19 protein-coding genes are annotated in these 17,742 nt (G+C 71.9%); 9 read left to right on the top strand and 10 right to left on the bottom strand.

Annotated features, from left to right (window positions below):
• The first annotated feature begins 5 nt into the window (after positions 1-5).
• On the top strand, positions 6-830 hold the full coding sequence (locus V3C34_RS16340; RefSeq protein ID WP_068321336.1) for an Fpg/Nei family DNA glycosylase: 825 nt from the start codon (positions 6-8) through the stop codon (positions 828-830).
• A gap of 3 nt (positions 831-833) precedes the next feature.
• On the opposite strand, the gene V3C34_RS16335 is transcribed toward V3C34_RS16340, so the two are convergent.
• A complete protein-coding gene (locus tag V3C34_RS16335; protein ID WP_346007664.1) occupies positions 834-1,421 on the bottom strand; it encodes a flavin reductase family protein in 588 nt (195 codons plus the stop codon).
• Between the two features lie 77 nt (positions 1,422-1,498).
• Here V3C34_RS16335 and V3C34_RS16330 point away from each other — a divergent pair, with 77 nt between their 5' ends.
• The 3 genes from V3C34_RS16330 (at position 1,499) to V3C34_RS16320 (ending at position 5,147) form a co-directional block, all read left to right on the top strand.
• The gene (locus V3C34_RS16330; protein ID WP_346007663.1) at positions 1,499-2,158 is read left to right on the top strand and encodes a DUF4328 domain-containing protein; all 660 of its coding nucleotides are present in this window, start codon (positions 1,499-1,501) and stop codon (positions 2,156-2,158) included.
• Positions 2,155-2,466, top strand: a complete 312-nt coding sequence (locus V3C34_RS16325) for an antibiotic biosynthesis monooxygenase family protein (protein WP_068321409.1) — start codon at positions 2,155-2,157, stop codon at positions 2,464-2,466. Before V3C34_RS16330 ends, V3C34_RS16325 begins: the two co-directional genes overlap by 4 nt.
• 161 nt (positions 2,467-2,627) lie before the next feature.
• Positions 2,628-5,147 carry an ATP-dependent Clp protease ATP-binding subunit gene (locus tag V3C34_RS16320; protein ID WP_068426263.1) on the top strand — a complete coding sequence of 840 codons (2,520 nt, stop codon included), beginning with the start codon at positions 2,628-2,630 and terminating at the stop codon, positions 5,145-5,147.
• A 68-nt stretch (positions 5,148-5,215) separates the two neighbouring features.
• On the opposite strand, the gene V3C34_RS16315 is transcribed toward V3C34_RS16320, so the two are convergent.
• The 4 genes from V3C34_RS16315 to V3C34_RS16300 all read right to left on the bottom strand — a co-directional run bounded on the left by V3C34_RS16315 (position 5,216) and on the right by V3C34_RS16300 (position 7,418).
• Positions 5,216-5,797 (bottom strand): TIGR03086 family metal-binding protein, encoded by a 582-nt coding sequence (locus V3C34_RS16315; protein WP_346007662.1) that lies wholly within the window; start codon positions 5,795-5,797, stop codon positions 5,216-5,218.
• Complete coding sequence (locus V3C34_RS16310) at positions 5,794-6,306, bottom strand: SRPBCC family protein (RefSeq protein WP_346007661.1); 513 nt, start codon at positions 6,304-6,306, stop codon at positions 5,794-5,796. The genes V3C34_RS16315 and V3C34_RS16310 overlap by 4 nt, the downstream gene beginning before the upstream one ends.
• Positions 6,307-6,317: 11 nt before the next feature.
• Positions 6,318-6,680, bottom strand: coding sequence for a metalloregulator ArsR/SmtB family transcription factor (locus V3C34_RS16305; RefSeq protein ID WP_346007660.1), 363 nt, complete (start codon positions 6,678-6,680; stop codon positions 6,318-6,320).
• 75 nt (positions 6,681-6,755) lie between these two features.
• A complete protein-coding gene (locus V3C34_RS16300) occupies positions 6,756-7,418 on the bottom strand; it encodes a DUF305 domain-containing protein (RefSeq protein WP_346007659.1) in 663 nt (220 codons plus the stop codon).
• A gap of 183 nt (positions 7,419-7,601) precedes the next feature.
• On the opposite strand from V3C34_RS16300, the gene V3C34_RS16295 reads away from it, so the two are divergent.
• Both V3C34_RS16295 and V3C34_RS16290 read left to right on the top strand, forming a co-directional pair.
• Positions 7,602-9,026: a hypothetical protein gene (locus V3C34_RS16295; RefSeq protein ID WP_338537616.1), complete on the top strand. Its 1,425-nt coding sequence runs from the start codon at positions 7,602-7,604 to the stop codon at positions 9,024-9,026.
• A 77-nt stretch (positions 9,027-9,103) separates the two neighbouring features.
• Complete coding sequence (locus tag V3C34_RS16290) at positions 9,104-9,601, top strand: amino-acid N-acetyltransferase (RefSeq protein WP_068321423.1); 498 nt, start codon at positions 9,104-9,106, stop codon at positions 9,599-9,601.
• A 1-nt stretch (position 9,602) separates the two neighbouring features.
• Here the strand turns inward: V3C34_RS16290 and V3C34_RS16285 are convergent, their stop codons facing one another.
• The 5 genes from V3C34_RS16285 to V3C34_RS16265 are packed head-to-tail and all read right to left on the bottom strand — an operon-like array spanning position 9,603 to position 15,289.
• Positions 9,603-10,499: an A/G-specific adenine glycosylase gene (locus V3C34_RS16285; RefSeq protein WP_346007658.1), complete on the bottom strand. Its 897-nt coding sequence runs from the start codon at positions 10,497-10,499 to the stop codon at positions 9,603-9,605.
• Positions 10,500-10,508: 9 nt separating this feature from the next.
• Entirely contained in the window at positions 10,509-11,585 is a 1,077-nt protein-coding gene (disA, locus tag V3C34_RS16280; RefSeq protein WP_068426280.1) for a DNA integrity scanning diadenylate cyclase DisA, read from the bottom strand.
• A gap of 10 nt (positions 11,586-11,595) precedes the next feature.
• Entirely contained in the window at positions 11,596-12,993 is a 1,398-nt protein-coding gene (radA, locus tag V3C34_RS16275) for a DNA repair protein RadA (RefSeq protein ID WP_068426282.1), read from the bottom strand.
• 38 nt (positions 12,994-13,031) lie between these two features.
• The gene (locus V3C34_RS16270; RefSeq protein WP_346007657.1) at positions 13,032-14,450 is read right to left on the bottom strand and encodes an FAD-binding oxidoreductase; all 1,419 of its coding nucleotides are present in this window, start codon (positions 14,448-14,450) and stop codon (positions 13,032-13,034) included.
• A gap of 2 nt (positions 14,451-14,452) precedes the next feature.
• Positions 14,453-15,289 (bottom strand): hypothetical protein, encoded by an 837-nt coding sequence (locus V3C34_RS16265; protein WP_346007656.1) that lies wholly within the window; start codon positions 15,287-15,289, stop codon positions 14,453-14,455.
• A 61-nt stretch (positions 15,290-15,350) separates the two neighbouring features.
• Between V3C34_RS16265 and V3C34_RS16260 the strand changes: the two genes are divergently transcribed.
• The 3 genes from V3C34_RS16260 to V3C34_RS16250 are packed head-to-tail and all read left to right on the top strand — an operon-like array spanning position 15,351 to position 17,722.
• Positions 15,351-16,277 (top strand): Ppx/GppA phosphatase family protein, encoded by a 927-nt coding sequence (locus tag V3C34_RS16260; RefSeq protein WP_068321439.1) that lies wholly within the window; start codon positions 15,351-15,353, stop codon positions 16,275-16,277.
• A 27-nt stretch (positions 16,278-16,304) separates the two neighbouring features.
• Entirely contained in the window at positions 16,305-17,135 is an 831-nt protein-coding gene (locus tag V3C34_RS16255) for a sugar phosphate isomerase/epimerase family protein (RefSeq protein WP_068321443.1), read from the top strand.
• On the top strand, positions 17,135-17,722 hold the full coding sequence (locus tag V3C34_RS16250; protein WP_346007655.1) for a TetR family transcriptional regulator: 588 nt from the start codon (positions 17,135-17,137) through the stop codon (positions 17,720-17,722). Before V3C34_RS16255 ends, V3C34_RS16250 begins: the two co-directional genes overlap by 1 nt.
• Positions 17,723-17,742 lie beyond the last annotated feature (20 nt).

The following is a 17,742-nucleotide window of genomic DNA, read 5'->3' as shown; positions in this document are numbered from 1 at the left end:
TCGCCATGCCTGAAGGCCACACGCTCCACCGCATCGCCCGCGACCTGCACGCCACCTTTGCCGGACAGGTCGTCGAGGTGACCTCCCCGCAGGGCCGGTTCGCCGCGGGCGCAGCGCTGCTCACCGGCCACGAGCTCCTCGAGGCCCGCGCCCACGGCAAGCACCTCTTCGTCGAGCTCGAGGGTGAGCGGGTGCTGCACGTGCACCTGGGGCTCATCGGGACCTTCACCATCGACGCCGCCGCGTACGTCGGCGAGCGCCCGGTCATCGGCCAGGTGCGCTGCCGCATCGCGACCGAAGAGCACGTCGCCGACCTGCGCGGCCCGATGACGTGCGCGGTCATCACCCCGGAGCAGGAGGACGCCGTCCACGCCAAGCTCGGCCCGGACCCTCTGCGGGACACCGACGGTGGGCTCGCGTGGGAGCGGATCCACCGCTCCCGCAAGTCGATCGCCGCGCTCCTGATGGAGCAGGACGTGCTCGCCGGCGTGGGCAACGTCTACCGCTGCGAGGTGCTCTTCCGGCACCGGATCAACCCGATGACGCCGGGGGAGCGACTCAAGCGCGCGTCGTGGGAGCTCGTCTGGGCGGACCTGCGCCGCCTGCTCCCGCTCGGCGTCGCGACGAGCCGCATCGTCACCGTCGACGACCAGGTCGAGGAGGTCGAGTCCGCCCTGGCGAAGGGGGAGGACGTGCACCTGACCGAGCGGACGAGCTATGTCTACAAGCGCACCGACCAGGCGTGCGTCGTGTGCGGGTCGACCGTGCGTGCCAAGGACATCGCGGGCCGCACGCTCTACTGGTGCGGCAACTGCCAGCGGCGCAGCTGACGGTCAGGGGCGCTCGGGCCGTCTCATGCGGACGACCTCGGGCGAGAGGCCCCATGCGTCACCGCCGAGGCGGGACGTCGGGCGCAGCAGCTCGATGTCCGGGCGCCCGTCGACGAGCGCGTCGTCGGCGACGGTGATCGTGCGGACGTCCCCGAGGACGAGGTGGCTGTTGCCGAGCTTGATGCTCGAGTGGAGCGTGCACTCGATGGAGACCGGTGAGTCCGCGACGCGGGGGACCGGGACGCTCTCGCTCGGCTCGAGCCGCACGCCGAGTGCCTCCGCCTCGTCCACGGTCGGGTCGAAGGGGGCGCTGCTCGCGTTGGCGACGTCGCGCAGGTCCTCGGTGACCAGGTTGACGACGAAGTGCCCGGTCGCGAGGACATTGCGCAGGGTGTCCTTGCGGCCGACGGAGACGAAGCTGATGACCGGCGGGCGCGCACAGGCGACGTTGAAGAAGGAGTGCGGTGCGAGGTTGCCGACCCCGTCGGCCCCGACGCTCGTGATCCACGCGATCGGCCGGGGCACCACGACGGAGGTGAGCAAGGCGTAGGCGTTGGTGTCCGGGTCGGTGGTGTCGAAGACCGTGCGCATGAGCGCCAGCCTAGGTTGTCCACAGCAGGCCGGTCATCGCCGCGCGGCGCGACGTGCGGCTGCCTACCTTCGACGGCATGACGACTGAACACGCACCCGTGCACCCCGCTCCGCAGCCACTCCCGCCGTCCGTACCGACCGGCCTCGCCACCGTGACGCAGGTCCTCACCGTCGCCCTGGCGGTGCTCATGCTCGTCCGAGCCGCGGCCGTGGTGGTCGCAGGAGGAGACCAACTGGCGTGGGTCGGTGACCAGCCGTCGGCCGCGGTCACGGCCGTCGGTGCCCTGACGAGCCTGACCATGCTGGTCCAGCTGCTCGCCGGGGGCCTCGGCTGCGTCTGGCTGTACCTGCACGTCACCACCGCCCGTGCGCTCAACCCCGACGGCTGGCACGACCGCGCTCCGTACTGGGCGTTCCTGGGCTGGGTGGCCCCGATCGTGTCGCTGTGGTTCCCCTACCAAGTGGTCCGCGACGGGGCGGCGACCGTCGGGGCGCCCACCCGCGTCGTCGGATGGTGGTGGGCGGCGTGGCTCACCCTCCAGGTCGTCGTCGCCGGTGAGGCGGTCGCGGCCCTCCTCGTGGTCGACGACGCCACGCCCTTCCTGGTCGCGGCCATGGTCACCGCCCTGGCCACGGCGGTCAGCGGTGCGCTGTGGGTCCGCGTCGTCCGGTCGATGACCGACGCTGCGACCCGGTGTGCGGTCGCCCGCGTCCCCACCCCTACGGTCGTGCCATGAGCATCGTCAAGATCAACGCCATCAGCGTCCCCGAGCAGGCCCGCGAGGAGCTCGAGCGCCGCTTCGCGGCGCGGCAGGGCACCGTCGACCGGGCGCCCGGGTTCGAGGGCTTCCAGCTCCTGCGACCGACCGAAGGGGGCGACCGCTACTTCGTCGTCACCCGCTGGGCCGACGAGGACTCCTTCGCGGCGTGGCGCGACGGCGACGCCCGCGCCGCGCACTCCGGGGAGGCGAAGCAGCCGGTGGCCACCGGCGCGGAGCTGCTCGGCTTCGACGTCGTCCTCGACGTCCCGGCTCCCGGAGCCTGAGGAGCGCGATCCGCTGAGAGCGAACACGCGGCACCTCCCTTCGCCGCATGGAACAGGGGTGGGGATGCCTGCGTTGTGCCCCGTGAAGCGCCACGCCCCGGGCTCAGGGGGCGGCGGCGGATAGCATCGAGGTCTGAGCACCACGTGAAGGGGAAGATCCCATGTTCGAACGGTTCACCGACCGGGCCCGCCGGGTCGTCGTCCTCGCCCAGGAGGAGGCACGCCTCCTCAACCACAACTACATCGGCACCGAGCACATCCTGCTCGGCCTGATCCACGAGGGCGAAGGGGTCGCCAGCAAGGCCCTCGAGTCCCTCGGCGTCTCCCTCGACGCCGTGCGGGAGCAGGTCCAGGACATCATCGGTCCCGGCCAGCAGGCGCCCTCGGGGCACATCCCCTTCACCCCGCGCGCCAAGAAGGTCCTCGAGCTCTCGCTGCGCGAGGCCCTCCAGCTCGGCCACAACTACATCGGCACGGAGCACATCCTGCTCGGCCTCATCCGTGAGGGCGAAGGGGTGGCCGCGCAGGTCCTCGTCAAGCTCGGCGCGGACCTCGGTCGCGTGCGCCAGACGGTCATCCAGCTCATCTCCGGCTACCAGGGCGGCAAGGAGGGGCAGGGCGCGGGCGTCGGCGCCGGCGCCGGTCCCGCCGAGGGGCAGCCGGCCGGCTCCCTCGTGCTCGACCAGTTCGGTCGCAACCTGACCCAGGCAGCCCGCGAGGGACAGCTCGACCCGGTCATCGGGCGCGAGCAGGAGATCGAGCGCGTCATGCAGGTGCTCTCGCGACGCACCAAGAACAACCCGGTCCTGATCGGTGAGCCCGGCGTCGGCAAGTCGGCCGTCGTCGAGGGCCTCGCCCAGGACATCGTCGACGACAACGTGCCCGAGCCGCTGCGCGACAAGCAGCTGTACACGCTGGACCTCGGCTCGCTCGTCGCCGGCAGCCGCTACCGCGGTGACTTCGAGGAGCGCCTGAAGAAGGTGCTCAAGGAGATCAAGACCCGCGGCGACATCATCCTCTTCATCGACGAGATCCACACCCTCGTGGGTGCGGGTGCCGCCGAGGGCGCGATCGACGCCGCGAGCATCCTCAAGCCGATGCTCGCGCGCGGTGAGCTGCAGACCATCGGCGCGACGACGCTCGAGGAGTACCGCAAGCACATCGAGAAGGACTCGGCGCTCGAGCGTCGCTTCCAGCCGATCCAGGTCGCCGAGCCCTCGCTGGCCCACGCCATCGAGATGCTCAAGGGCCTGCGGGACCGCTACGAGGCCCACCACAAGGTCACCATCACCGACGCGGCGATCGTCGCGGCCGTCACGATGGCCGACCGGTACGTCAACGACCGCTTCCTCCCGGACAAGGCGATCGACCTCATCGACGAGGCCGGCGCGCGCCTGCGCATCCGTCGGATGACCGCGCCGCCGGAGCTGAAGGAGTTCGACGAGAAGATCGCCAAGGTCCGCCTCGAGAAGGAGTCGGCCATCGACGGCCAGGACTTCGAGAAGGCGGCCGGGCTGCGCGACGACGAGAAGAACCTGCTCAACGAGAAGGCCAAGCGCGAGGCGGAGTGGAAGGCCGGCGACATGGATGTCGTCGCCGAGGTCGACGAGGAGCTGATCGCCGAGGTGCTCGCCGCCTCGACCGGCATCCCCGTCTTCAAGCTCTCCGAGGAGGAGTCGACCCGACTGCTCAACATGGAAGCCGAGCTGCACAAGCGCGTCGTGGGCAACGACGACGCGATCAAGGCGCTCTCGCAGGCCATCCGTCGCACCCGCGCCGGCCTGAAGGACCCGCGTCGTCCGGGCGGCTCGTTCATCTTCGCCGGTCCGACCGGTGTCGGTAAGACCGAGCTGGCCAAGGCCCTCGCGGAGTTCCTCTTCGGTGACGAGGACAGCCTCATCACGCTCGACATGTCCGAGTACTCCGAGAAGCACACGGTCAGCCGTCTCTTCGGCTCGCCCCCCGGCTACGTCGGCTACGACGAGGGTGGCCAGCTGACGGAGAAGGTGCGCCGCAAGCCCTTCTCGGTGGTCCTCTTCGACGAGGTCGAGAAGGCCCACCCGGAGATCTTCAACTCGCTGCTGCAGGTGCTCGAGGACGGCCGCCTCACCGACTCCCAGGGTCGGATGGTCGACTTCAAGAACACGGTCATCATCATGACGACCAACCTCGGCACCCGGGACATCTCCAAGGGCTCGCTGGGCTTCACCTCGGGCAACGACCAGCGGTCCAGCTACGAGCGGATGAAGGCCAAGGTCACCGACGAGCTGAAGAACCACTTCCGCCCGGAGTTCCTCAACCGCGTGGACGACACCATCGTCTTCCCGCAGCTGAGCCCGGAGGAGATCGTCCAGATCGTCGACCTGGAGCTGGCCAAGCTCGACAAGCGGCTCAAGGACAAGGACATGGGCCTGGAGCTCACGACCGAGGCCAAGGAGCTGCTCGCCAAGCGCGGCTACGACCCGGTGCTCGGCGCCCGTCCGCTCAAGCGCACGATCCAGCGCGAGATCGAGGACGTGCTCTCGGAGAAGATCCTCTTCGGCGAGCTGGTCTCCGGCGACATCGTCGCGGTCGGCGTCGAGGGCGAGGGCAAGGAAGCCGTCTTCACCTTCACCGGTGCCCACAAGCCGGGCGAGCTCGACGTCCCCCTCGTGCAGGCGGGCGACGGCTCCGGCGACTGAGCCACGATGACGAAGGGAGGGCCCCACCAGCTGGTGGGGCCCTCCCTTCGTCGTGCCCGGTCGCGTCGTCAGGCCGGAGGTGACCACCTGGGGTCGCGGCCGATGAAGGCGAAGAAGCGCTCCTGCACCGTGGCGTCCGGCGGGAGCGGCTGAGCCTGCCCGAACTGCCCGGACCCCCGGATCATCTCGGCCTGCGCGGACATCCCCGCGAGCGCGCCGGCGATGAAGTCCTCGTCGAGCCGGTCGTCCTGCCCCGTGGCCCGGGCGAGGTCCCAGGTGTGGAAGACGACGTCACTGGTGAAGAGCTGGTCGAGCATCACCGGCAGCGCCAGCTCGCCGATGCGCTCGTGGGAGAAGGTGATCGACGCGCTCCGCGGGTCCGCCAGGAGCTGGCGGACCTGGGCGTCGGTCCGCGACCACGCGCCGACCGGGTCCTCGTCCGCCGAGGGCACCGGGTCGAGGACGACCGGGCTCCCCGACGACACGAGCGCCGGCAGCCACGTCGTGAGGTGCCCGACGACGTCGCGGGCCCGCCACTCGACGACCGGGGTGGGGGCGTCCCAGTCACGGGTGCCGGCCACCCGCTCGGAGAAGGTGCCCGCCGCGGACCGGTAGCGGTCCGCGACGGACATGCTGGTCAGCGAGGTCACGCGACCTCTCCGGCCTCGAGCAGGCGGTCGAGCGCGGCGTAGCCCTCGTGGACGCCGACCTCCATGCCGGAGGCGAGCATCATCTCGCGGGCCTCGAAGGTGGCGACGAGCGAGTGGCCGTGCCGACGCGTCCAGCCGTCGCCGAGGTCCTCGAAGGTCATCGTCTCGAGCGAGACCCCTTCCGGGAACCCCTCGAAGGTGAAGGTCTGGACGATCCGCTCGGGGGAGACCTCGTGGAAGCTGCCGTGGAAGCCGTACTCCTCGTCCCCGCGGGTGTTGAGGAAGCGGTAGCTGCCGCCGGTGCGGGCGTCCCAGTGGTCGATGACGGTGCCCACGGAGTCGGGGCCGACCCACCTCGCGAAGACCTCGGGGTCGGTGTGGGCCGTGACGAGCTGCGCCGGGGTGGCCCGGAAGTCCCGCGTGATGCGGATGACGGGGACCTCGGGGTCGGCCTCGATGGTGGCGGTGGTGATGTGGTCGGTCGTGGTGTGATCGGTGGTCTGGTCCATGGTCCTGCTCCTCAGGTGTCGTGCGTGCCGGCCTGCGTGCCGGGCGAAGGGAGGTCCGCCAGGACCTCCTCGAGGCGGGCCATGCGTGCCTCGGCCCGTCGTCGGTGGCGCTCGATCCAGTCGGTCATCAGGCCGAGGGCACCTCGCTCGAGGTGGACCGGGCGTCGTTGGGCCTCCCTGCGCCGGGTGACGAGCCCGGCGTCCTCCAGCACCTTCAGGTGCTTGCTCACGGCCTGGAGGCTGACGTCGTAGGGGGCGGCGAGGTCGGAGACGGTGGCGTCCCCGACGGTGAGCCGGGCGACGATGTCGCGTCGGGTCGGGTCGGCGAGCGCCGCGAAGGCCTTGGACAGCTGGTCCTGCGTCGGGTCCGGCACGACGGTCACCTCTAGTCAACCAATTGGTTGAATACAAGGTTAGGCCTGTCGGCCGACGGACGTCAAGGGTGCCTCTCAGAGGCGGGTGCGCATGGCCTTCATCTGGTCGATCTGCTTGCTCTGGGTGACCGAGATGTCATCGCCGAGCTCGCTCGTCCGCTCGTCGGCCCCCTTCTCCCCCAAGGTCGTGCACATCGACAGGGCGCCCTGGTGGTGCTTGATCATCAGGTCGAGGTACAGGCGGTCGGCGGCGGCCCCCTTCGCCTCGCCGAGCTCGTCGAGCTGTGCCTGCGTCGCCATCCCCGGCATGTCCGCGTGCTGGCCGTGACCGGTGTGGGCGCCCGGGTTGGTCGCCTGGATCGGCACCTTCTCGCCCCAGGCCCGCAGCGTGGTCGCCATGCCCTTCATCTCCGGCTTCTGCTCCGCCTTGATGCGCTCGGCCATCTTCTTCACCCGCGCGTCCTGCAGGTCACCGCCCACCAGCTCGCTCATGACGACCGCCTGCGCGTGGTGGACGACCATGTCCTGGAGGAACTCCACGTCCGCCGCGTTGTGGCTCGACGTGGGCGTCGCCTCCGCCGACGTGCCGGAGAGCGAGGCATTGGGCTCACCGGGGGTGCCCGGCTGGAGCACCGGCGCGTCCGGGGAGGTGGCCGTGCCCTGCGGTGACCCGTCCGACGCGCACGCTCCCAGTCCCAGGGTGGCCACGAGGACGAAGGGGGCGAGGCGGCGGATCATCTGCCCGACGGTATCTCCCTTCGTCCGTGCTCGGCGGGCGGACGGGTGACGACGCGGCGAGCTGACCAAGACCTGACCAACTCCGGGCAGTGACCGGGGTCACCAGGCCCCGGTGGCGCGGGAGGCTGGGCGGATCCCGCGCGGGGCACACCCGTCCCCGCCGGAAGCCACCTGGGAGGACACATGCGTAGACCCACCCTGGCCCTGGCCGCGATCGCGGCGATGGCCATCTCCGGCGCCGGCATCGGCACCGCGAGCGCCTCCGGACCGGGCGACCGGATCGGCGTCTCGGGCACCGACCTGCAGACGGACGAGATCGGCCGCAGCGCCAACCTCAAGCACCTCGCCAACCTCGCTCCCTCGGGCGCGCTCGCCGAGGGCATCGGCACCGACATGGCCTTCCAGGACGACAAGGCCTTCGTCGGCAACTACGACGGGTTCTCGATCATCGACGTGAAGAACCCGCGCACGCCGCGCACCATCGTCCAGGTCAGGTGCCCCGGCAGCCAGAACGACATCTCCGTCTCCGGCGACCTGCTCTACCTCTCGACCGACTCCTCCCGCAGCGACGACTCGTGCGCGTCCACCTCGCAGTCGGCGACCGTCAAGGAGAGCTGGGAGGGCATCAAGATCTTCGACATCTCCGACCTGGAGAACCCGAAGTACATCCAGTCCGTCGAGACCGCCTGCGGTTCGCACACCCACACGCTCGTCCCGGGCAAGGGCGCCGACAAGGGCACCGACTACCTCTACGTCTCGAGCTACTCGCCCCGGGCGCAGTACCCGGACTGCCAGACCCCCCACGACCTGATCTCGATCGTCAAGGTCGACACGGCCGACCCGACCGCGTCCGAGGTCATCGCCACGCCCAACCTCTTCCCGGACGGCGGCAACCCCGGCGGTCCTGGCCCGACCCCGATCGCGGGTCGCTCGGCGACGACCGGCTGCCACGACATCACGGCCCTGCCGCACCAGGACCTCGCGGCCGGCGCCTGCATGGGTGACGGCATCATCATGGACATCTCCGACCCGGCAGCGCCGGAGGTCATCGAGCGGGTGCGGGACGACGAGAACTTCGCCTTCTGGCACTCGGCGACCTTCAACGCCGACGCGACCAAGGTCGTCTTCACCGACGAGCTCGGTGGCGGTGGCGCCGCGACCTGCGACGCCGAGACCGGGCCCAACCGCGGGGCCAACGCGATCTACGACCTGTCCTCCGACCACGAGCTCACCTTCCGCTCGTACTACAAGATCCCGCGGCACCAGACGTCGACGGAGAACTGCGTCGCGCACAACGGCTCGGTCATCCCGGTCGCGGGCCGCGACCTCATGGTCCAGTCCTGGTACCAGGGCGGCGTCAGCGTGTGGGACTTCACCGACTCGGACAGCCCGCGCGAGCTGGGCTACTTCGAGCGCGGTCCGCTGCCCGCGGACGAGGGCATCGGCGGCACGTGGTCGTCGTACTACTACAACGGCCACATCTACTCGTCGGACATCGCGCGGGGCTTCGACACGCTGAAGTTCCACGACCCGGCGGTCAAGCGAGCGGACACGATCCGCATGGGCGAGCTCAACGTCCAGTCGCAGCCGGAGTACCAGGTGCGCTGACCCCCTTCGCACCGCACGACCCAGCACCACCCCCGACCTGCGCCCTCGCCTCCCCGGCGGGGGCGTAGGTTTGTCCGGTGACCGTCACCATCCGCCGCGCGCGCACGAGCGACGTGCGCGAGATCCGTGCCCTCGTCACGCCGCTCGCCGAGCGCCGGGTCCTCGTCAGCAAGGACACCGTGGCCTACTTCGAGGCACTGCAGGAGTTCCGCGTCGCGGAGGTCGACGGCCGCGTCGTCGGGTGCGGCGCCCTGCACGTCATGTGGGAGGACCTCGCGGAGATCCGCACCCTCGCCGTCGCGGACGACGTGCTCGGTCGTGGCGTGGGCGGTCGCCTCCTCGAGGCGCTCGCCGAGGAGGCCGTCGAGCTCGGCGTCCGACGCCTGTTCTGCCTGACCTTCGAGGTCGACTTCTTCACCCGCCACGGCTTCACCGAGATCGAGGGCCAGGCCGTCGACCCGGACGTCTACGTCGAGCTGCTGCGCTCCTACGACGAAGGCGTCGCCGAGTTCCTCGACCTCGAGCGGGTCAAGCCCAACACCCTCGGCAACACCCGGATGCTCCGCCAGCTCTGAGCTAGCGGGGCAGGGCGAAGCCGCCCTCGACCGGCTCGATGAGACCGTCGTCGACGAGGCCGGCGAGGCAGCGCTCGACCTTGGCCGGGTCCTGCGGCCAGGCCGCGTCGAGATCGGAGCGGCGAAGGGGGTCGGCCGACTCCCGCAGCAGCTGCACGACCCGTCCGCGCACCTGGCGGTCCGTCCCGTGCCAGGCCTGCCCGCGTCGCGGCGGTCCCGCGTAGTCGGGGCGGCCGTCGAGCTGCCACGCGCACAGGTGCGCGACGGGGCACTCCTCGCAGCGCGGCGCCCGCGCGGTGCACACGAGCGCGCCGAGCTCCATCGACGCGGCATTCCAGGCGTTGGCGTCGTCACGGTCCGCGGGCATCGACGCCTCGGCGAGGCGCATCTCGGCGGCGGTGAGCGCCGGGGCCGGGTACTGGGTGCCGCTCACCGTGCGGGCGAGCACCCGCCGGACGTTGGTGTCGACGACCGTGCGCGGGTCACCGAAGGCGAAGGACGCCACGGCCGCGGCGGTGTACGGCCCGACGCCCGGCAGCGCCAGGAGGTCCTCGTGGTCGCGGGGGACCTCCCCTTCGTGCTGCTCGACCATGACGCGCGCCGACTCCCACAGGCGCAGCGCGCGGCGCGGGTAGCCGAGCCGGTCCCACATGCGCACCGCCTCGCTGGGGGAGTCCGCGGCGAGGTCGGCGGGGGTGGGCCAGCGCTCGAGCCACCGCTCCCACACCGGCTGCACCCGGGCGACGGGCGTCTGCTGCGACATCACCTCGGAGAGGTAGACCCCCCACGCCGAGCAGCCGGGGTCACGCCACGGCAGGTCGCGCCCCACGCGCTCGAACCACGCGAGGACCGTCGCGTGGAGCTGAGCGCTCGCGGCCGGGGACGAGGCAGCACTCACCCCTGCATCTCAGACGTAGCGCTCGAGGATCGAGGACTCGGCCAGGCGCGACAGCCCCTCCCGCACGGTGCGGGCGCGCAGCTCGCCGACGCCGTCGACGGTCATCAGGTCGTCGATGCCGGCGGCGAGCAGGCGCTGCAGCGAGCCGAACTGCCCGACGAGACGCTCGACGATCGCGCCCGGCAGGCGCGGGATCTTGCCGAGGATGCGCAGGCCGCGCGGGCTCACCGAGGCGTCGAGGGACTCGCCGACGATGGGGAACCCGAGGGACTTGGCGACGTGCCCGAGGTCGAGCAGCTCGGTGGCGTCCAGGGCCGAGAGGTTGTCGAGGACGCTCTGGCTCGAGGCGACCGGCCCCTCGGGGTCGAGGTAGTCGAGGATCACCGCGTGCAGGTCGTCGTCGAGACCGGCGGTCAGCTCCTCGAGCTGGAGCGTGAGCAGGCGCCCGTCGACGCCAAGCTCGAGCACGTACTCGGCGATCTCGGCGTGGATGCGGCGGACCATCTCGAGCCGCTGCAGGACGACGGCCACGTCGCGCACGGTGACGAGGTCCTCGATCTCCAGGGCGGAGAGCGACCCGGTCACCTCGTTGAGCCGGTTGGTGTAGCGCTCGAGGGTCTGCATGGCCTGGTTGGCCTGGGAGACGAGCTCGGGCGTGGTCCGCAGCACGTGGCGGCGGCCGTCGACGTACAGCGCGATGATGTGCATCGACTGGCTGACCGAGACGACGGGGTAGCCGGTCTGACGCGCGACCCGCTCGGCCGTGCGGTGCCGGGTGCCGCTCTCGAGGGTCTCGATGCTCGGGTCGGGCACGAGCTGCACGGCGGCCTTGATGATCCGCGAGACCGAGCCGTCGACGACGACGGCGCCGTCCATCTTGGCCAGCTCGCGCAGGCGGGTGGCGGAGAACTCGATGTTGATGTCGAACCCGCCGGTGCTCAGCGACTCGACGAGCTTGTCGTGGCCGAGGACCACGAGGGCACCGGTGTTGCCCCGCAGGATGCGCTCGAGCCCGTCGCGCAGCACCGTGCCCGGCGCGACCGCGGCGAGGGTCGTCCGGAAGAGTTCGTCGTCGGGCTCTGACACGAGGGTGAGTCTAGGTGGTGGAGCGCAGGTGACGGCCCGGTGCCGGGCGGCGACGTCGCATCTGCGCGATCGCCGAGGCCACGTCGGGCACCTCGACGACGTCCATGCCGCTCGGGGCGGCCGCGTCCGCGAGCACCCCCTTCGGCACGAGCGCCGTGCGGAAGCCCAACCTCGCGGCCTCGGTGAGCCGCCGGGAGACCCCGACGGCCGGCCGCACCTCGCCGCTCAGGCCCACCTCGCCGAGGGCGAGGAGGTCGTGGGGGACCGGCTCGTCCAGGACGGCGCTCGCGATCGCGACGGCGACCGCGAGGTCGCTGGACGGCTCGGTGATCTTCACGCCGCCTACCGTCGAGACGTAGGTGTCCTGGTTGCCGATCGGGGCGCCGGCGCGCTTGTCCAGGACGGCGATGACCATGGACAGGCGCCCGCTGTCGAGGCCGACGTTGGCCCGTCGCGGCGTGGGGATCGCCGACGGCGCGACGAGCGCCTGGACCTCGACGACGAGCGGTCGCCTCCCTTCGAGCGTCACGGTGGCGCACGTGCCCGGGACGTTGATGTGGCGGCTGGAGAGGAAGAGACCGCTCGGGTCGCTCAGGCCGACGATGCCCACGTCGGAGAGGTCGAAGCACCCGACCTCGTCGGTCGGCCCGAAACGGTTCTTGACCGCGCGCACCATGCGCAGGCGCGTGTGGCGGTCGCCGTCGAAGGCGACGACGACGTCGACGAGGTGCTCGAGGACGCGCGGGCCGGCGATCGACCCGTCCTTGGTCACGTGGCCGACGAGGAGCATCGCGAACCCGCCGCTCTTGGCGGCCTTGATGAGCGCACCGGCGACCTCGCGGACCTGGCCGACATTGCCCGGGGCGCCGTCGACCTCGCTCGAGGCGACGGTCTGCACCGAGTCGACGACGACGAGGTCGGGCTTCACCTGGGCGATCTGGGCGAGGACGCTCGCGAGGTCGGTCTCGGCCGCGAGGTAGAGGCCGTCGGTCACGGCGTCGATGCGCTCGGCCCGGCCCCGCACCTGGGCGGCCGACTCCTCCCCGGAGACGTAGAGCACCCGCGAGGCCTCACCGACGCGGGCAGCCACGTCCAGGAGCAGCGTCGACTTGCCGATGCCGGGCTCGCCGGCGACGAGGACGACCGACCCGGGCACGAGCCCGCCGCCGAGGACCCGGTCGAACTCCGGGACCCCCGTGCTGCGATGGGTCGCCTGCGCGCCGTCGACCTCACGGATCGGGACGGCCGGTCGCTCGACGAAGGGAGCCGCGGTGGTCCGGGCGGTGACCCCGCCGATCTCCTCGATGGTGCCCCAGGCCTGGCACTCGCCGCAGCGGCCGACCCACTTGACGCTCGTCCAGCCGCACTCGCTGCAGCGGTAGCTCGGTCCGCCCTTCTTCGTCGCCATGGGTCAGAACCTACGTGGCGGGTCCGACAGCCTCGCGCTCACAGCGCGTCGAGCATCTTGCCCGGGTTGAGGATCCCCAGCGGGTCGAGCGCCGCCTTGACCGCGCGGTGCACCCGCCGGCTGCCCTCGTCGAGCTCGCGCGCCAGCCACTGCCGCTTGAGGTAGCCGACACCGTGCTCGCCGGTGATCGTGCCGCCGAGCGCGAGCCCGACCTCCATGATCCGGTCGAAGGCGGCGTCGGCGCGCGCCACGTCCGCGGGGTCGGAGGCGTCGAAGAAGATCGACGGGTGGGTGTTGCCGTCACCCGCGTGCGCGACGACGGCGATCGTCAGACCGGACTCGGCGGCGATCTCGTCGAGCCGGTCGTAGAACTCGGGCAGCCGGTGCCGCGGCAGGCAGACGTCGTCGAGCAGCTGCCCGCCGCCGTGGGTCTGGGCGTGGTGCTCGTACGCGGGCTGCGCCATGCGGCGGGCGGCGACGAGCGCCGCGCTGTCCGTGGGGTCCTCGGAGAGGACGACGTCGATCGCCTCGTGCGCCTCGGCGAAGCCGGCGAAGGCCTCCACCTCCGCCCGGGCCGCGTCCGGGCTGCCGCTCCCGTCGGACTGCACGAGCAGCATCGCCCCGGCCCCGTCGTCGAGCCCGACGTCGCGGTAGGCGTTGATCATCCGTAGCGTCGTGCGGTCCATCGACTCCACGAGGGAGGGTTGGGCGCCCGAGGCCATGAGGGCCGCGACGGTCGCCGCGGCGTGCCGCACGTCGGCGAAGGTCGCCACCGCCGTGAGCGGCTCCGGCAGCACCGGCACGAGGCGCAGCGTGACCTCGACGACCACGCCGAGCGTCCCCTCCGACCCGACGAAGAGACCGCGCAGGTCGAGCCCGGCAACCCCCTTCGTCGTCGTCGTGCCGATCGTCGTCAGGGTGCCGTCCGCGAGCACGACCCTCAGCTGCCGCACGTAGTCACGGGTCACCCCGTACTTGACGCAGCACAGGCCACCGGCGTCGGTCGCGACGTTGCCGCCGATCGACGAGATCGCGACCGACCCCGGGTCCGGCGGGTAGGACAGTCCGTGGGGGGCGAGCGCGTCCTTGAGGTCCTGGTTGATGATCCCCGGCTCCACGGTGACCGTGCGCTCGGAGGTGTCGACGTCGAGCACCCGCGTCATCCGCTCGAGCGAGAGCAGCAGGCAGCCGGGCACGGCGTTGGCGCCGCCGGACAGGCCCGTGCGTGCGCCCTGCGGCACGACCGGCACACGGTGGCGGGTCGCGAAGCGCATCGTCTCCTGCACGTCCGACACCGTCCGGGCCCGGACGAGCGCGACGGCGCCCTCGCCGGGGCACCACAGGGCCTGGTCCCGCGAGTGCCCGGCGACCACGTCCGGGTCGGTGGCGAGGACCCCCTCCCCGAGCAGCGGGCCGAGCTCGGCCCGCACGGTGTCGGCCGTGACGAAGGGGGACATGGTCAGGCCTCTCGAGCGGCGAGCGTGGCGGGGTGGACGAGGAGCGGCAGCAGCGCCCGGCCGGAGGGCGAAGGGCGGGACCTCCCCTCCGTCGTCGTGGCCGCCTCGACGAGGGCGAGGTGGGCCTCGCAGCGGGCGGCGAGCTCGTCGTAGCCCTCCTGGCCCATGAGCTCGACGAGCCCGGGACCCTCGGTGACGTAGACGGGGTCGGCGGCGACGTGCGCGTCGGGGCTGCCCGAGCAGTACCAGTCGAGATCGTGCCCGCCGGGCCCCCACCCGCGGCGGTCGTACTCGCCGATGCTGACCTCGAGGTAGCTGCTCTGGTCCGGCAGCTCGACGGTGCGGTAGGTGCGGCGGATCGGCAGCTGCCAGCACACGTCGGGCTTGACCGTGTGCGGCTCGACCCCGGTGAGCACCGCGTGCTGGTGGAGGGCGCAGCCGGCGCCGGCGGGGAAGCCCGGGCGGTTCAGGAAGATGCAGGCGCCGTCGACGACCTTGGTCTTGAGGTCGCCGTCCTCCTTCTCCGTCCACGCGGACCTGCGGGTGGAGCCGGGGTGCAGCTCCCACTCGTCCTCGCCGAGCTCGTCGACGACCGCCTTGACGCGCGCGACGTCGTCCTTGTCAGTGAAGTGCGCGCCGAGGACGCAGCAGCCGAAGTCCGGCTTGTCCGCGTCGATGCCGTGGCAGCCGGAGCCGAAGACGCACGTCCACCTCGACGTGAGCCAGGTCAGGTCGCAGCGGAAGCGCTGGCCGTCGTCCGCCGGGTCCTCGAACTCGACCCACGTGCGGGCCACCTGCAGGCCGGTCTCGCCCGCGTGCTGCGGGGTCTCGTCACTCACGCCCGCCAGCCTATGTCGCTGCCCGTGCGGCCGGACGACGGCGTGCGTCTACTGTTGCCCCGTGCGCCTTGGTGTCATCGACGTCGGTTCCAACACCGTCCACCTGCTGATCGTGGACGCCCACCACGGTGCGGCGCCCATCCCGGCGACCTCCCACAAGATCCTGCTGCGGCTCTCCGAGCACGTCGACGACGAGGGCTGCATCGACGAGACCGGCGCCCGTGACCTCGCGCGCTTCGTCGCCGAGTGCCTCGAGGTCGCGGAGAACCAGGGCGCCGAGGAGATCCTCGCCTTCGCCACGAGCGCGGTCCGCGAGGCCCCCAACGGCGAGCAGGTGCTCGCCCGGGTCCGCGCGGAGACCGGGGTCGACCTGCGCGTCCTGAGCGGTGAGGACGAGGCGCGGCTGACCTTCCTCGCCGCCCGCCGCTGGGCCGGCTGGTCCGCGGGCAAGCTGCTCGTCATCGACATCGGCGGCGGCTCGCTCGAGCTGACCCTCGGCGACGACGAGGACCCCGACATCGCCAAGTCCCTGATGCTCGGCGCCGGCCGGGTGACCCGCGAGCTGCTCGCCGGCGACCCCCCGACGGCGAGGGAGATCAAGGAGGCGCGGCGCCACGTGCGGGCCACGCTCGCCAAGGAGATCCGGCCCTACGCCAAGGCGAGTGCCCCCGACACGGTGCTCGGCACGAGCAAGACGATGCGCTCGCTCGCGCGCGTGGCCGGCGCCGCGCCGAGCGCCGACGGTCCCTACGTCCCCCGGCGGCTGCGGCTGGCCGATGTCACCTCGACCATCGCGCGGATCACCCCGATGACCGCCCACGAGCGGGTCGAGCTGCCCGGGGTGTCCTCCTCGCGCGCCCACCAGCTGCTCGCCGGTGGCATCGTCGCCGAGGCCGCGATGGACCTCCTCGGGGTGCAGGAGCTGAAGATCTGCCCGTGGGCGCTGCGCGAGGGCGTGCTCCTGCGCTACCTCGACCTCATGAGCTGATCCCGGCCGCGGTCTACGCTCGTATCCATGCCTGCTCTGCGCCACGTCCCCGTGGCCCTGTCCTCGGCCTCGGTGTACCCCGAGGGGGCGGCGGCGGCCTTCGAGATCGCGGCGACCCTCGGCTACGACGGCGTCGAGATCATGGTGTGGACCGACCCGATCTCCCAGAACTCCCGTGCCCTGCGCGCCCTCGCCGACCACCACGGCCTCGACATCGTCTCGATCCACGCTCCGACGCTGCTGCTCACCCAGCGCGTCCTCGGACCGGACCCGTGGGGCAAGGTCGACGGGTCGATCGAGCTCGCGCACGAGGTGGGCGCGCCGACGGTCGTGCTCCACCCGCCCTTCCGCTGGCAGAAGGAGTACGCCCGCACCTTCGCCGACGGCGTCGCGGAGCGCGAGCACGACAGCGGCATCGTCCTGGCGGTGGAGAACATGTTCCCCTGGGCGGCCCGCGGCCGGCAGGTGCAGGCCTACCTGCCGCACTGGGACCCGGTGGCCCAGCCCTACGACCACGTGACGATCGACCTGTCGCACACCGCGACGGCCGGCAGCGACGCGATGCAGATGGTCACCGACCTCGGCAGCCGGCTCTCGCACGTCCACCTCGCCGACGGGCTGCCCACGACGCACAAGGACGACCACCTCGTCCCGGGCCGGGGGTCCCAGCCGTGTGCCGAGGTCCTCGCCCATGTCGCCGGGAGCGACTTCGCCGGGTCGGTGGTGCTGGAGGTCGGCACCCGCAAGCGGCCGCGCGAGCGCGAGGCCGACCTGCGCGAGTCGTTGGACTTCGCGCGTCGTCATCTCGGCCAGGCAGGCGACGAACCGGTCGCGGACGTCGACGACCCGGCGTCCTGATGGCACGCGGCCGGCGCCCCGGCGAGCGCGACACCCGGGCCGACATCCTCGTCGCGGCGCGCGGTCTCTTCGCGACGAAGGGGTTCGACGGCACCTCCGTGCGCGCCGTGGCCCGTGAGGCGGAGGTCGACCCGGCACTCGTCCACCACTACTTCGCCGGCAAGGCCAGCCTCTTCGCCGAGGTCGTCGGGGTCCCGCCGGGCTTCGAGGACGAGATCGTCGCCGCGGTCGAGGGCCCGCGCGAGGGCGCGGGGGAACGCATCGTGCGCACCTTCCTCGCGGTCTGGGACAGCCCCCAGGGGCGGGCCCACTTCCAGGCGATGATCGGCGCGGTCGCGACGCACGAGGGAGCGGCCCGGCTGCTGCAGGACTTCGTCGTGCGCACCGTCTTCGTCCGGATCGCCGCCAACTTCGCCGATGGGGAGGATGTCGACGAGCTCGCGGTCGCCGCCGTCGGTGCGCAGATGGTCGGCCTCGGGATGCTGCGCTACGTCGTCCGCCTGCCGGCGATGGTCGAGGCCGACCCGGAGGACCTCGTCGCCGTCGTCGGCCCCGCCGTCCAGCGCCTCCTCGCACCCCCGACCTGAATCCGCATTCCCCTAGGGCA

It is taken from the genome of Janibacter terrae (assembly GCF_039636765.1).
In the GTDB taxonomy this organism is placed as follows: Bacteria; Actinomycetota; Actinomycetes; order Actinomycetales; family Dermatophilaceae; genus Janibacter; species Janibacter terrae.
Note: the sequence above shows the minus strand (reverse complement) of the source record. Positions and strands in the feature narration are given on the sequence as shown.

Bases quoted from the DNA above. Each gene is read 5' to 3' on its own strand.
- V3C34_RS16340 (WP_068321336.1), top strand. From the start codon at position 6: ATGCCTGAAGGCCACACGCTCCACCGCATCGCCCGCGACCTGCACGCC.
- V3C34_RS16330 (WP_346007663.1), top strand. From the start codon at position 1,499: ATGACGACTGAACACGCACCCGTGCACCCCGCTCCGCAGCCACTCCCG.
- V3C34_RS16310 (WP_346007661.1), bottom strand. From the start codon at position 6,306: ATGGACCAGACCACCGATCACACCACGACCGACCACATCACCACCGCC.
- V3C34_RS16335 (WP_346007664.1), bottom strand. From the start codon at position 1,421: ATGCGCACGGTCTTCGACACCACCGACCCGGACACCAACGCCTACGCC.
- radA (WP_068426282.1), bottom strand. From the start codon at position 12,993: ATGGCGACGAAGAAGGGCGGACCGAGCTACCGCTGCAGCGAGTGCGGC.
- V3C34_RS16320 (WP_068426263.1), top strand. From the start codon at position 2,628: ATGTTCGAACGGTTCACCGACCGGGCCCGCCGGGTCGTCGTCCTCGCC.
- V3C34_RS16325 (WP_068321409.1), top strand. From the start codon at position 2,155: ATGAGCATCGTCAAGATCAACGCCATCAGCGTCCCCGAGCAGGCCCGC.
- V3C34_RS16270 (WP_346007657.1), bottom strand. From the start codon at position 14,450: ATGTCCCCCTTCGTCACGGCCGACACCGTGCGGGCCGAGCTCGGCCCG.
- V3C34_RS16300 (WP_346007659.1), bottom strand. From the start codon at position 7,418: ATGATCCGCCGCCTCGCCCCCTTCGTCCTCGTGGCCACCCTGGGACTG.
- V3C34_RS16295 (WP_338537616.1), top strand. From the start codon at position 7,602: ATGCGTAGACCCACCCTGGCCCTGGCCGCGATCGCGGCGATGGCCATC.
- V3C34_RS16255 (WP_068321443.1), top strand. From the start codon at position 16,305: ATGCCTGCTCTGCGCCACGTCCCCGTGGCCCTGTCCTCGGCCTCGGTG.
- V3C34_RS16250 (WP_346007655.1), top strand. From the start codon at position 17,135: ATGGCACGCGGCCGGCGCCCCGGCGAGCGCGACACCCGGGCCGACATC.